This is a genomic window from Prevotella sp. TF12-30 (assembly GCF_003436715.1).
Lineage (GTDB): Bacteria > Bacteroidota > Bacteroidia > Bacteroidales > Bacteroidaceae > Prevotella > Prevotella copri_A.
In genome coordinates this window covers 25,130-39,225 of record NZ_QSQJ01000040.1, presented here as the reverse complement: position 1 = coordinate 39,225, position 14,096 = coordinate 25,130, and the positions used below count along the sequence as shown (strand labels likewise).

Annotated in this window: 9 protein-coding genes; all 9 read right to left on the bottom strand. The window is 44.7% G+C overall.

Annotated elements, in window-relative coordinates; translation table 11 throughout:
- Positions 1-766: 766 nt before the first annotated feature.
- On the bottom strand, positions 767-2,629 hold the full coding sequence (locus DXD25_RS13120) for a hypothetical protein (protein ID WP_147327916.1): 1,863 nt from the start codon (positions 2,627-2,629) through the stop codon (positions 767-769).
- A 22-nt stretch (positions 2,630-2,651) separates the two neighbouring features.
- Positions 2,652-4,778, bottom strand: a complete 2,127-nt coding sequence (locus DXD25_RS13115; RefSeq protein ID WP_147327915.1) for a hypothetical protein — start codon at positions 4,776-4,778, stop codon at positions 2,652-2,654.
- Positions 4,779-4,814: 36 nt separating this feature from the next.
- The gene (locus DXD25_RS13110; protein ID WP_117663897.1) at positions 4,815-6,365 is read right to left on the bottom strand and encodes a FimB/Mfa2 family fimbrial subunit; all 1,551 of its coding nucleotides are present in this window, start codon (positions 6,363-6,365) and stop codon (positions 4,815-4,817) included.
- A 12-nt stretch (positions 6,366-6,377) separates the two neighbouring features.
- Entirely contained in the window at positions 6,378-8,228 is a 1,851-nt protein-coding gene (locus DXD25_RS13105) for a hypothetical protein (protein ID WP_117663896.1), read from the bottom strand.
- Between the two features lie 68 nt (positions 8,229-8,296).
- Positions 8,297-9,424, bottom strand: a complete 1,128-nt coding sequence (locus DXD25_RS13100; protein ID WP_117663895.1) for a FimB/Mfa2 family fimbrial subunit — start codon at positions 9,422-9,424, stop codon at positions 8,297-8,299.
- A 309-nt stretch (positions 9,425-9,733) separates the two neighbouring features.
- Positions 9,734-11,296 carry an Mfa1 family fimbria major subunit gene (locus DXD25_RS13095; RefSeq protein ID WP_117663894.1) on the bottom strand — a complete coding sequence of 521 codons (1,563 nt, stop codon included), beginning with the start codon at positions 11,294-11,296 and terminating at the stop codon, positions 9,734-9,736.
- A 188-nt stretch (positions 11,297-11,484) separates the two neighbouring features.
- A complete protein-coding gene (locus DXD25_RS13090) occupies positions 11,485-12,921 on the bottom strand; it encodes a DUF3868 domain-containing protein (RefSeq protein WP_117663893.1) in 1,437 nt (478 codons plus the stop codon).
- 42 nt (positions 12,922-12,963) lie between these two features.
- Entirely contained in the window at positions 12,964-13,548 is a 585-nt protein-coding gene (locus DXD25_RS13085) for a DUF3575 domain-containing protein (protein WP_089543896.1), read from the bottom strand.
- 206 nt (positions 13,549-13,754) lie between these two features.
- Positions 13,755-13,958, bottom strand: a complete 204-nt coding sequence (locus tag DXD25_RS16970) for a hypothetical protein (protein ID WP_147327914.1) — start codon at positions 13,956-13,958, stop codon at positions 13,755-13,757.
- Positions 13,959-14,096 lie beyond the last annotated feature (138 nt).

Sequence of the window (14,096 nt, the reverse complement as noted above, 5' to 3'; positions counted from 1 at the left end):
CTCCCCATAAGCCAGGCGATAGATGCCTGAACTTATAGGGAGTTTTTTTTGCTTTGAAAGGTATTATCTTACTCTGCCTCACGGTCTTTCTGGGTAACTATTCAGTCATTAAAAAAATACACGTATTCAATGGGGGGACTAAAAGTTCGAACTGCAATATGTTATGGATTTGGGGATTACAAATCCCCTGGTTTGATAGGTCAAACCTTTTTTACGACGGATTTCAAATCCGTCGGGACGCCTAACGGGGGGTGGGACGGCTAGCGTGGTGTGGGACGCCTGGCGGGGGGATGAACGACATATCCGGCGAGGTGGAAAACTTCCTATCCTCCGTTAGGCGTTCCGACGGATTTGCAATCCGTCGTTAAAAAATGACCTAACCTATTTATGTTCTGCGGATTTGCAATCCGCAGCAGGGAGATTGTAATATGTTATGGATTAGGGGGATTACAAATCCCCTGGTTTGATAGGTCGAACCTTTTTTTACGACGGATTTCAAATCCGTCGGGACGGCTGGCGGGGGTGTGGGACGGCTGGCGGGGGGGAATTTTCAGGGCACAAAAAAGTCGTGGAATCTTAGAAGGTGAGTCACCTCGGCAACTAAAATTCCAACGACCAGTCTAGTCTAGTCTTCGCAATTTTTGTATAATAGTAAATGATAATAATGTCTTATAATAACTAAAACAAGGGGGAGGAAGTATTCCCAACTTCCTTCCCTCCTCTCTTACTGATATATGATTCTTAACTTTTGTATTTTGCTAATTTTTTATTGGTAGTTGATTGTCACCTTCCAAGGCTTGTTGCTATTGTAGTGCTTAGCCTTGATGTAGAACGTACCTTCAGTACCTGTTACGGCACGTACATTCTTCATTGTGATGGTTTGAGTATTTCCGATCACACTTGGATCTTCATACTTGGTGACAAACCAACAGTTCCAGCCTGCGCCTCCATCAACCTCTGATGTAGAAGCTACCTTTACATCGCTGCCTATTGGGTTCACATCGTTGGATGCAATCTCAATTTCTATTGGCAACAACTCCTTAGGATAGTAACTTGGAATTGTGAAGGTCAGTTTGGCTTCTGAAGTTACCTTCTTACCCATTGTGATGGTAGATGGGAACTTGAAGTCCACATTGCTGATACTGTAGAGATGGATGTTTCTAGTCAATCCATGCTTCTTATCTACCAGCTTGATGGTGGCAGTCTTACATTCACCGGCACTGATATCACCAATCTTGTATGTGATGGTTCCCTTACCGGTTGCTGCGTTATACTGTACTGTAGGTACAGGAAGCTTTCCACCTTCCAGTTTTGTGAAGTTCTTGTTCTCTGTCCAGGAAACATTGAAGTCGGCTGCAGTTTGAGTAGCCTCACCCTTATATTCAAAGTCGATGGTCTGCTCGCTGTTGGCTGATTCCTGTGTCAACATCTGGTAAGTACCATCTACGATATTCATCGTATAAGTACCATCAGAAATTTCCTGGATGATGTCTTCTACCGTAATCCATGGGTTGTTGGCAGGAGTACCATTGTATGCAAGTTCTGCTGAGCTGTAACCCAGATTCTTGCCCAATCTCTTGATGTTGATTCGGTAGAGATGGTTTCTCTTGACAGGAATCTGAACACCCTCGTTCTGGAGCAGAACCTGGAACCATTTTGTATCTCCGTCCTTGTATGTCACCTCCATGATTACCTTGAGTGGCTTTTCCAAAGAGTTTTCCTGCTCAAATGTATATTGCATAGGCAGGTTGCTGCTGTTTGGCCACATCTCTTCATTTCCTACAGAGAATTTCTCTCCTTCAGAAGGCCATCTTGTTGGATCCAGCGATGGAGTAATGTAGGTGCATTCTGCTTTCCACGCAGCTGCATCTGTCAGCATATTGGTTTCAGGGAAAGTCAGCTTTTCCTTATCTCTATTGAATGGAGCTACCGTACCATGCTGCATCACGTTGCCCAGTGCATATCTGATGTTTTGGATGTTTGGATCCTCCCATTTCACTTCAATCTTGGCACGGTTGCGGAGCAGATGGATCACATTGTTTGCCACTGCATCCTTGGTGAGGAAATCTGTCATTTCTTCAGGAGTATTCTTCTTGACATAACCCCAATACACCATCTTGTCGTGCTGCTGACTGTTGTTTCTGTTATCAAAGCTAGTCATGAGGTTGTTCTCATGTCTTCCAATCCATTCTGCTGACTTGCTGAAATCAATCGGCTGGTTGCCAGTAGTTACAGTATTTCCTTCAGTGGCATTTGCCATGATGTGGATGCGGGCGGTTCCCGTAGGAATCGTAGCAGAAATATTCTTCTTGTCCGATCCGCCATCAGCCTTGATGTCATTGCTTCCCACAGACTCTATATTCAGATTTCTGGCAAGTCCCAGAAAATAACCATCTTTGTCAAAGCATAGCAGCTTCATATCGTTAGCGCTTGCAATACCTTCGGTTGCGAAGTTAGCTACTCTGCTCTCAACTTTCGAGTAGTTTGGAACGGAGATGGTGAAGTGGGCTTGATACGTGCCTATCTCATTCTTGGAAGGAACGCCATTGTCCACCATGCTGTCGGAGCAGGCTGTCAACATTGTTAACAGCGCTGCCATTATTCCGATATATGTCTTTATCTTTTTCATTTCGTAACTTCCTTAAATGTTATTACTTCATTTGTTTATCTAACTCTTCAACCTCTGCTGGGGTGAGGTCGCGAACGCAGCGGACGAAAGTACCAGAACTACTGTAACCAGTTTCTACCGATTTATTGTTAAGCGTATAATAATATGCTCCTTGCAAAACTGGCTTGATTGGCTTAATCTCCTTATTATCATTTCTTTTGAATGATTCTTGCTGAAAGTCAACAATGAATTGTATCTCTGTTTTTGTTGGGAGACGCCAACCGTCATATATAACTTGTTTGCCGTTTTCTTTCTTTACTTCTCGGTATGTTTCACAATGCGTCTTTGCTTTGTCTTGATTAAACTTGCTCGAATATACCGCTCCTAGCTGTGAAGCAATCATAAATGCAGGAGATACGACTTCGTCGTTTGTATAGCCAGTAGCTTTGTCGGTGTTTGGATGCGCAATATTATATTTGCTATTTTTCGTACTGGATACCTGTATGATGTACATTCGGTTATTCGTCTTTCCGCTGGATGTCTTGTCGGAAAAGTATTTTATATCACCATTTTCATAATACTTTGCATTATATCCACCTTCATAATCTGATTTTTTTAGCCCATTTCTAACAAGTTCCCCATTAGGTCTGCGGTATGCCCATCCGGCTACACTTCTAGAAGAATAATCTCCGAAGAAGTTTTGGGTTTCAATCAGAGGTGACTGCTTGTATTTTACAGTTGCTTCTTTACCCTCAGCATTTTTTAATGTCAAGACGATATACTTGGAGAAGCGATTCTTCGGGATAGGAGAATTAATGACGATCTTACCACCGAGATTATCTCCATCCTTTTCGTTCTGCAATAGCATCTTGGTTGGGTATGGATAGAATGGAACTTCTTTTTTTTCTGTCTTTTCTACTTCTCTGTCTTCATAATGTCCGCTAAATAATCCATCCCATACCCAAACTTTTTCAGTTGTAGTATAGGTAACTGTTTCATTGATAGTCTCCTTGTATCCCTCAGAGTACTCTTCAGTATTTCCTTCATTATCGATGTAGTACACCTTTTTACTAAGGATCTTAACTGGGCTGGAAGACTTATAGGTCACACTCATATCCTCATCTACATTCTTCATATAGACAACCTTTGGAGTCACCATCAGATACGAAGTATTGGCATCGATATCAGTAGTACCGCCATCCGACCAAGGGAGAACATCATAGACAACCTTACCAGTAGTGATGTAACCAATCTCAGAGCTACCGCCCTTGTTGTTGATCTTTGCATCAATGGTATAGATGGTGTTGCGGTTCAGCTTCTTGGCATCCTCACCGGTAGCCTTAGGGTCACGGACAGGAATCTTGTAATAGTTCATCTCCGTATTGCCATCGGCTGTAAGAGGAACCTGGAGGTAGATGGCTGGTGCCTTGGTGTCGTCATTCCACTGAGTGGCATAGCTGTAAGTGGTTACGGTATATTCGCCACTTCCACCCTGTGTTTCCACCATTTCACCATCCTTCAACTCAGATTCTGTATTGCTGCCGAAGATAGTAGTCTTGGCATTGTAGTTCTTCAACTGCCATTTTGCCTGACCAGCTGTATAACCTTCTACGTCAACATGAATGGTAAGGGCAATCTTGGCAGCAGCACGAGCCAGATTAACTGGAATGGTCTGTGTAGGTTCCTTGGTTACCTGGTAGTTCTGCTCGCTACTCATCAGGAACATCTTGTTGCTGTTGCCAGTAGCATCGTATGGCTTCCAGATATCCTCGTCGGTCTGCACATCGCCTGAACCTGTGGCATTAGCCACAGATTTCACGCTGTAAGTATTACCTTCCTGCAGATCTTTCTCCACCTTCCAGTTATTTTGAGCAATCACTTCCTCCTTGCCGCTCTTCAAGCCGCCAGTGAAAGTCTTATCTACCTTGCACTCATTATATTCACCAAACATCTTGATGTTGAAATTATAGAGCTTATCCTCGTTGAGGCTTGCTTCAGAAGCGGTAGTTGCTCTCGAAACCTTGTTGTTAAGGATGAGAGGCTTCACGCTCAACTGCTGAGCTCCCTGATAGATGAGCTCAGAGTCTTCTGCGCAACCCACAAGGGATAATCCCATGGTGAGAGCCATAAGTGCCAGTGTCGTATTCTTATATATATTCAACGTTTTCATGATGTTTGTCATTTATTGTTGTTTATATCTCATAGTTTACTTTACTTGGGTGAATTCCATATCGGTCTTCGTTCCCGTTCCTGTGGCTGTACCTGCGCTTCCATCAGAAGGGGCATTGATGATTACCTTCATGTTTGGACTATAGGCTACCATATATACACGGCAGGTATAGTTGTCACGCTGGGTATAGTCGAGTACCGATCTTGGAACCACATAGAAAGGCTTAACCTCTGTAGTGGCGCCGTTGCCGGTAATCACGGTCATTACGTCAGCCAGATCGTAAGAACCATCAGCATTTACCTTGTCGGCATCAATGAATCCGTAGTCTGGACTATCTGTCTGGAGCACCCAGCTCTTGCCATTGGTATTCATCTCGGTGAATGAAATCTTTGGTCCGAATGTAGCATTATTGAATGCTATTTCATTACTGTTCTCGCCATTCTTCTCGATGTTAGTCTTGATAGAGATGGCATCATTGAAAGTGTATTCTGCTCCGGTTTCCCAAGGCAATACTGTTGGTAAGACATTCAGTTCTGCCGGATGCTCTGGATCACTGCCTCCTTCTCTGTCCACCTTGGCTGTTACGTCGTAAATGGTGTTGCGGTCGAGGCGATAGAGAGGCTCGTATTTGGTCCAATCTGTTGTTGCGGCATCGTTATCATCGAAGAGGCGCTTGTTTACCGGCACCTTGTAGAAGTAATCCTTGCCATTGTATTTTGCCTTGAGCAGGATGTAGGTCTGCTTGTTGGCATCGATTGGCTCTTCTGCATATGCATTACCCTTTGTCTTGTCAATCCAACTGTTAGCGTATGAGTAGAACACAGCCTTGTTGTCTTGTGTTACGGCAGGAACAGTTACCTTACTGCTGGCTGCAACTTCGGTATTCAATTCATTGCTGGTGCTGGTACCTTCTGCGAGGATAGCGCCATCTGCAGCGTAGTGTATCAACTGACAGGCATACTCTGTAGGAGCTACTGTTTTGCCCTTGTCATCTTTTACGTTGAGGCGAATCTTGGCAAGCGCTCTCTTCAGCTGGAACTGGATGTGAATCATTCCGTTCTCAATCTGTTTCGTCTCCTCCATCTTGGCATCCATCACGAATGAAGTCTGCTTTGCCTTGGGATTGAAGGTGGCTGCCTTGTTGATGGTGGCAGCTTTCAATTGATTCAATGTTGTGATTCCGCTGATATTCTCCAGGTTTGCCACCAGATAGAGAGTGTTGCCTGTAATCTCCGAACGCTTCAGCTGGTCGCTTTCCAACTTCTTGTGCTTGTATTCTGTAGTAGGACTGCCCTGAACGGAAGCATCTGTAAGAGGAAGACTCTTGACGAGTTTTCCGGTTGCATCGAAGACGAAGAGGTCGAGGCGATTGATCAGGTTCTCATTGAGATCTTCTGATCCATCCTCTACTGCAGCACGGGTAACAGCTGCACGGGTTTCAGTAGCAGAACCGCCTACTTTATATTCCAGCACCACATCGTAGTCGCAACTCGGTGTGCCGTCCATATCATCGCTCATGCAAGATGTGTTTGCAAGCCCTAAGAGGGCGATTGCACACATCGCAAAGTATTTTGATATTGCTTTCATTGTTTGCCCTCCTTATTTTAAATAATTAGTATAATGTCCACTTGCTTTCTGAAGCTTATCGTAGGCAGTTCCCTTGGTAGCCTGCAGCTGGAAGATGCGGATGCGGGTATTGGTTCCTGCAAACTTTCTTCCGTTCTTGTACATACCTCCTGCATTATCAGGATTGATTACTACTTCGTATTCATGGATTCCATCCAGTGATACGGTTACGTAGAGATCGGTACATACGGGTTTGCTGCCCTTACCTGTAGCCCATTCTGTTAACTGATCCCATGAAGCATTGGTTGTCCATGGATTCACGGCTTCTACCTTGATCTGATAAGGATCTTTTCGGGCGATGCCTGTAGAAACGCAGTTGGTGCTTTCGGTAGATTTATCATAGTTGAAAGCAAACTCAGTAGGGTTGGTGAGATGTGCTTTCCAAACCAGTCCTGTAGGACCATCTACCTTGATATAGAAGGCTGCTCCTGATTTCTTATCCTCCAATATCTCATGTTCTGTATCCTTGTATCTAGGATAGTTTACCAGACAGTAGAGACCTTCTGCGTCACCTTCCTTTGGTTTCAGGGTTGAACCTGTCTGCCAAGCAAACATCTCGCAATTTACATTGCTCCAGCTGATTTCAGAAGTTACCTTGTTCCAAGGCATTACCTGCCAGTCGAGGCAGAGGGCACCACCCTGGAGGAAGTAGCCGTAAACTACCAGCTCTCGGTTGCGGATAGCGTTGCCGCTGGATGGAATGGTGAATCCCTGGGATTTTTCGACGCCGCCTTCAGCCAACTGATAGTAAATCTTACCTTTGATAGGCATGTTGGTTTCACGAAGATAGCTCAAGTTATGTCCACCGATTTCATTATTCATGCGGTTCATATAAGTCTGAGCTGTTTCACCTGGTCCTCGCTTATAAGCAAGCGGATCTGCTACAGCCTTGATTTGGGCATTCTCTACACCGTCAAGCTTGAGTAGAGTAGGAACATAAGAAGGAGTTCCGTACTTATTGCTTGTTGCAGCCTTGTTGGCATCAGCAGTTGCATAATCCTCTTCATCAGGGAAGACATAGCTTTCTGTTGGGAAGGTGTTTCCATCTATTTCAATTTTTGTTACCTTCACATTTTCTGTCAAGGCATCAGCATCTGCCGTGCGGGCGAAATAGAAGTGAAGCTTGGAAACGGCGCGAACCAGAGGAATTGAAATTCCTTTGCCCTTTGCACCAGCCTCGGTATCAGCTACGTGATCGGCTATTGCTATGTTGGTAATGGCACGGGAAATAGGGAGACCCTTGCCGGTTGGAACCTCTGTTGTCTGAGCCTTACCTTCTGCTGTAATGCCGAATGGATTATCGAAGGTTACACCTTGCAGGTCTGCACGGGTAATGCTGCGGAGATCCTTATTCTTCAGCTTATCAGCCATATTGGTACTCTCTGAGTTTGCCAGAATATAGAGGTCGATGTTTTTGAGTTCTTCACCGTTGATCTTACGCAAGAATCTCAAGTTCAGCGTGTAGTTGCCGTTGGCGGTACCTCCGCCAACAGCAGTAGGAGTGTTGTCTTCCTTGTAGGCGATAGGCTTGGCTTCTCCTTTTGTTCCTGATTTAAACACCCATACCTTGATGCTATGAATGTCGCTCTCAGCGGTAGGATTAGCCTGAGTCTCATCGTTTCCGATATTTCCTGTTCCGCCTGCTCTGGAAGTCGTGGCGCTGGCGGTAGAGAAGCTCAGGTTGAGGTAAGCTTCATCGCCAGTTGCAGGTGCCTGCGAATCTTGGTCTGAACAAGATGCCATTGTGCTCAACATGAGCAAGGCTGCGATAGCCATGCCTAGCCGGCGTGTCATCTTGATCAAAGTTGAGTTATAGCGTTTCATCTTTTTAATCTTTTACTTATACTTATACTTTTTCTTTCTCTCTATACAGTGTGGGTAGCACTGTTTTCTTATTTGGCTCCGAGGTCTGTGTTCTGCAGATTGAGAACCCAGCCGTTTATATTGATTCTAGCATCCATGTGGTAGTCGGAACCTGGACTCGGAACGTAGAATACGAGGGTGTAGTGATCCTGGCGGTCGAGGTATTCCTGATCCTCCCAGCCTTTGTCGGTGCGCTCGCCGCAGAGAGCAAGGAACCATGGCAGTGAGTGGTTGAAGATTACCTTGCCTGTGCGCTTGTCGGTGATTACGATTCGCTTGTCGTCGTACTCCGTGCTTTCGGTGTTGCGGGTGCTTACATCGTTCTTGCGCTCGAACATTCTGGAAGAAGACAGGTCGTAAACCAGAGCCTTGTCGATTTTTTCACCATCTACCTCAGTATTGCCGTCGGTGTTAACCACCAGTTTCTCGTTGTAAGGCACGTAGGTGATTGGCTTGTTCTGTTCTACTCCGTTGGCATCCTTTACCTTGTCGCCCTTGTAGTCGAGGAGCGCAGCCGAGCCCTTGATTCTTACGTCGAAGTTTTCTGCCTCGAATCCCTGCTGGGTTCTTTCGTAAGGAAGCATCACGATTCTGTAGGTCTTGGTACATTTCATCAGACTCAGTTTGCCGGATGTGTCCTTTTTGCCCTTGAAGTCGAGAGATGTCTGGGCAGTGTAGAGAGCGGTGAACTTCTTGTTGTTGACAGAAGCCTCTCCGTCTTTCTTTCCCATTTCCTCCTGCAGGTCGTTGATGGTAGAAACACCTGGTGTGAGTTGGGTGAAGCTGAACTCCATCTCGTCGTCACCGTCGGCTCTGCTACCTGTAGGTTTCTTGTCACGAGCCAGGCAGACGAAGGTGTATTTACCTTCCTGTAAGTCTGTGATGTCCATGCTGTGACCCGTTTCGAATTTGTCGGCTGACTGCGTATAGGTATCGAAGTATTTACCGTTTTTATCGAAAACATAGACGTTGAGGTTTTTCACTTCCTGGGAGAAGGCATCAGCGTTCTCAACATTATATGTATAATCGAACTTGAGCGACACCTTAGGTGCAGGACAATTCGTCAGATCGTCTTTCATGCATGATGAAAGCGAAGAGAGTGCGATGGCTGAGATACAAACCACTTTGCAACCGTTTTTGATGATGAAATGTTTCATATCGTTTGTATTTTATTAATTCTTTTACTTATACTTATATCTAGTGTGCCGTAGGGCGTAAGAAGTGGGGTAGCCTGCGGCATCCTTTTTTTCTTGTTGAGTGGTGCTGATTCAGCACGATAGGGGTTCCCGCCATCTGTTGGCGGCAAATATCATCTTTTTCTTTTTTAATCTCCCGGAGGCGGGGTAGCCCCCGGGAGATTGAGAGTATTGTTGTTTCAAGAATTATCTTGAGAGCGGGGGATGGGGTACATCCCCGGATCATTCATCTTTTTTTTCTGTTTCTGCGTTTAAGCGAAGTGATTGGGATTAGTCACCCAACTCTACGTTCTGTACATTGAGAACCCAAGGGTTAACTGTTACAGTTACGTCGAGGTAGAACAAACCGTTCTTGTCAATCTCACCGTTAGGAACCTGTGCACCTACGTTGAAGATCTTGTTAACCTGCAAGCGATAAATAGTGTTACGCTGGATAACGTTCTTTGACAACTGGTTGTCTGTAATAACCTGCTTGTAGTATGTCTTACCCTCATTGAACACCTCGATGCCATACTTTGCACGGAATTCTGACAACTTGGTCTCTACATCCTTTGCACCTTCAGTTGTTTCAACTTTCTTTGCATTTTCCAATTCTGTCTTCAACTGGGCAGCTGTCTTACCCTCGAAGAGACCTGTAACATCTTCGTAAGCCTTCATGATCTGCTCAAAGCTTGTGTAGATAACGTTGTTGTAACGATAGAATGTACCATCCTGGAAGTCAGCTGGCATAAGCTCACCTGCAGCATTCTTAAACTGATTTGCATCCAAAGTAACCTTGTACTCGAAGTACATTGCAGTTGCGTCAGACATGTTGTTCTCAAAGATATAGTCATTTTTAGCACCCTTCAAAGCCTTGAAGCCACCATCCTTGAGCAAATACTTCTCACCGAATGCGTCCTTTGTCTGAGACAATGTTGCGCCTGTAGGAATTGCAAGGCTCCAAACGTTATTTGCTACATTCCAATTCTGCATAACGTATGCCTTATTTGTAACGTTAGAGAGTGCATAGCGAACCAATTCAATCTTTGTAACCTTCTTCTTCGCATCGTCAATTGCATTCTTCAATGCCTGTGAAGCGTTTGTTGGGTATTCGGCCAAAAGGTTTTCTGTACTAGTAGGAACATCAACGCGAGCTGTTACACGCTCAATCTTGATTGGGCTTTCTACTTCATTGTACATAACCTTTGCAGGGGTGGTCTCAACCTTGTTGGCATCAGTGAATGTGACAGTATAGCCATTACCATTGGTTGTTGCATCATTCTGGTTGAACATAGAGAAGTTGTTGTCTGTATCACATGGCTTAGCAAAAGCTGCTGTTGATGTGAATGTCTGTTTAATGCCATCTGCAGTAAATACGCCAGTCTTTTTGGTACCTGTTGTGATAGTAAATGGTTCTACAGTATCCATATTGGTTGAACCAGCCTTGAAATATACTTTATAGGTAGCACCTGCAGCTACATTTTCTACTTGAATCTGAAGTGTAGTCTTACCATCCTTCTGAGAACCAGTCTGGCCCTTGATAGCTCCTGTCCAATCCTGGCCGGTCAGAGTCTTGCTAAATACAACGGCTCCTTTTTCATCAACCAAGTAGAAAGTACCATTCTTTACAGCTGCTTCTACTGCGGTAGCATCCTCTGTAGGTATTGGATTTTCAATAGAGGTTCTTGTACCATTGCTAGTAGGAGTCTGTACGGCCAATGTCATATAGAAACCCTTTACCTGTGACTGTGTACCTGCGCCACCACCTGTCAAATCATCATTACTGCTGCAGCTTGAGAAAGATAACGCTGCTGCTGATACCAAGCTCATAACGAGCAAATTCATTTTCTTCATAATCTTTTACTTATTAAGTGTTATACAAAATTTTTAGTTTGAGTTGCGAAATGGACGGGTCTCTCTGACCTCATCACTGGCTTCGCCCGGGGGTAATCAAATACTATTCTTTCTTTTCTTGTTCTTAAATTAAATTTTTTAGTTTATATTATTGTTTATTCTTTTACTTATACTTAAAAATCAAACTCTTACTCCACAATTTTGTTCAGCTTGTTGAGATTCTCCTGAGCACCCTTCAAGCCTCCGGCTACTGCCTTCTGGAAGTACTGCTTGGCAGCTTCGTAATCCTCATTGAGAACGGCGAGGCAACCACGGGCATTATCTACTTCGGCACCGGTGCCAGCCTTCTTCAGGTACTTCTCTGCGCTAACCTTGTCACCTCTGTCGATGGCAGCAAGGGCTGCATTCAGATTGGCGAGCTTATCTTCTGGGAACATCTTCACGGCTGTGTCGAATACATTGTTGTACTCTTCGCTTCCCTTCGGATAACTGTTGGCTACCATGTACATCTCCTGGAGAGAGAGCTTCTGCGGACGGGTATTGATTACTCTGCGAGCCTCTTCGAGGTTGAATGCCTTCACGTCGTACTCGATGGTGTAATCTGTGCGGCGCAAGCCTGGCCAAACCTTGTCAACGAGGAATCGGAATGCCTCACCAGCCTTGGCTGCGAGCGTCTGTTCCTTCTGGTCAGGAGTCATATCGCTGTTGATGATCTTGAGAGCAGCTTCCTTCTGAGGGATGTTGTGACTCTTGATGTATTCCAGCGTTCCTTCCCAATCCTCAGCTGTAGATTCTACCTTGAAGAGCTTCTTGTCGATAGGGTAGGTCTTCAACAGGTAGTTGTAGAGAGCCTGGGTACGGTTGCGAGACAGCTTGTTGTTGTTGGCATAGCTGCCGTCTGGAGAAGCATATCCGTGGAGGGTAATGGAAGTGATGGTTACATCAGGGTCGTTCTTCACAAGGTCGAGCGTCTGCTTGATGGTAGCCAACTCATTGGTATTGTTACCGAGATCCTTCACGATATCCCACTTGTTGATGCGGAAGTTGAGTCTAGCCGAACCGTTTTCCTGTCTGATCTTCACTGCCTCCGCCTTTGGCTGCTGATAAGCCTGATAGAGCTGCTGAGGAGTAACGAGCGCCTCGCCATTGTTGGTGAGCAGGTTTTCTGCCAGCAGTTTCTGGTTACATCCACATGCATCATTGCTGATGGCGAAGTTGGAATTCTTCATCCAGTCCTGGTAAGGAGTAGAGTAAGCGTATCGGAGCGTCTGTGGCTCCTTGTTTTCACGCTTGGCAACGATGAGCGGGTTCTGGGTAGCGGTCTTCTTGGTACGCTGGTAGTAGATGTATCTCTTGTTACCCATCACCTCCACAGCCGGGAGCTTGAGCGTATCTTCACCCTTATATAAAATAGGTGTAAGGATGAGACCCTTGTTGCTTGCCAGTTTCACGTCATCCAGGTTGAGGTCCATATAGACGTTCACCTTATTGCCTTTCTTCTTGATTTCCTTGTTGAGGACTTTCATATCCTTGGCAGCCTGTTCCTGAGCGATAGCGTTAGTGCTAAACAGAATGCTGAGGGCGACGGCTCCAAGTGTCTTGTTTAAAATCTTATATGTATTCATAATCTTCAGTTTTTACTTATTAATATAATAATGTATCATGAATTAGAAGACATACACCAGATTGAGTGCCGCCTTGGTAGGTCCTACGTAGTGATGCGCCTTGTCTTTCTCGAGTTTCTCACCACACTGTGGGCATTCATATTTATCCGATTTCGAATAAACGTATCCCACTCCGAGTTCTGCCTCGAAGTTCCAATGCTTGGAAAGAGCCCAGGTATAACCGTATGCAACACCTGCACCTACGAACCAACCTTCGTATCTGTAATCTTTCAATTTGGAGAAGTCGGTACCGAGGAACTTGAAGTCAAGATCTACGTTACCTATGTTATGAGAACCTCCGAGGGCGTGGAAGCCGATGAAGGAGCCCATCATCTTATTGCAGAACCAGTATCTAGCTTCTGGTTGAACAAGCCAGTGCTGCCACTTCTTGTTCTTGGAAAATGTCCACGGGTTGTAGTTGCCGGATACATCCAAGGTCCATTTTGGGGAAAGGCCAAATTCGAAGCCGAGGTTCATGGTGCTTGTAGCATCATAAAGGAGGTTCGTCTTCAAGGCCACCTTCTGAGCGACGGCTGGGCAGATAAAGCTACCAACAGCCAGTAGCGCAATTAAAATCCTTCTGTTCATACTTAAAATCTTTTAATGATTTAAGAATGACAAATGGTCTCTCTAGAGAAACGCATCATCATCTTTTACTTATACTTATACTTATACTTATTCTTTTTCTTAATTTCCTTTTCCTTCCATTCAATAGGCTTGAAACTAGACTTTATTTATTAAAGAATAGTAAGTCTATCATTTACTCTTCTTCTACTCATCATCATCTTTATCATCTACTCCATTGTTCTTAGATGCCTGTTGGCAACTTTGGGGTTTGATTGGAAGCTCGGGCTTGAAACCGCGAACTTTGTTTTTACGATTGCAAAGATAGCGTCTTTTTCGATTGCTGCCAAGAAAAATGCGCCTAAAAATGCTGATACCGAATAAAAACCGCATAAATGAAACACTGAAAAACCCTGAAAAATGCTTTTTCTCATCTATTTTTTGCTTTTTCCACCTCTTTTTAACCTACTTTCTTAGTGTTTTCCGATTTTTCGTTGTAATTTTGCAGCGGATAAGAATAAGTTAGTAAATCAACAATGAATTCAGGATTCAGAGGTCCTGAAAGGTATGCA

Excerpts from the sequence above, each read along its gene's own strand:
- DXD25_RS13115 (WP_147327915.1), bottom strand. The coding sequence starts at position 4,778 with ATGAAAACGTTGAATATATATAAGAATACGACACTGGCACTTATGGCT.
- DXD25_RS13110 (WP_117663897.1), bottom strand. The coding sequence starts at position 6,365 with ATGAAAGCAATATCAAAATACTTTGCGATGTGTGCAATCGCCCTCTTA.
- DXD25_RS13085 (WP_089543896.1), bottom strand. The coding sequence starts at position 13,548 with ATGAACAGAAGGATTTTAATTGCGCTACTGGCTGTTGGTAGCTTTATC.
- DXD25_RS13095 (WP_117663894.1), bottom strand. The coding sequence starts at position 11,296 with ATGAAGAAAATGAATTTGCTCGTTATGAGCTTGGTATCAGCAGCAGCG.
- DXD25_RS13100 (WP_117663895.1), bottom strand. The coding sequence starts at position 9,424 with ATGAAACATTTCATCATCAAAAACGGTTGCAAAGTGGTTTGTATCTCA.
- DXD25_RS13105 (WP_117663896.1), bottom strand. The coding sequence starts at position 8,228 with ATGAAACGCTATAACTCAACTTTGATCAAGATGACACGCCGGCTAGGC.
- DXD25_RS16970 (WP_147327914.1), bottom strand. The coding sequence starts at position 13,958 with ATGAGAAAAAGCATTTTTCAGGGTTTTTCAGTGTTTCATTTATGCGGT.
- DXD25_RS13120 (WP_147327916.1), bottom strand. The coding sequence starts at position 2,629 with ATGAAAAAGATAAAGACATATATCGGAATAATGGCAGCGCTGTTAACA.
- DXD25_RS13090 (WP_117663893.1), bottom strand. The coding sequence starts at position 12,921 with ATGAATACATATAAGATTTTAAACAAGACACTTGGAGCCGTCGCCCTC.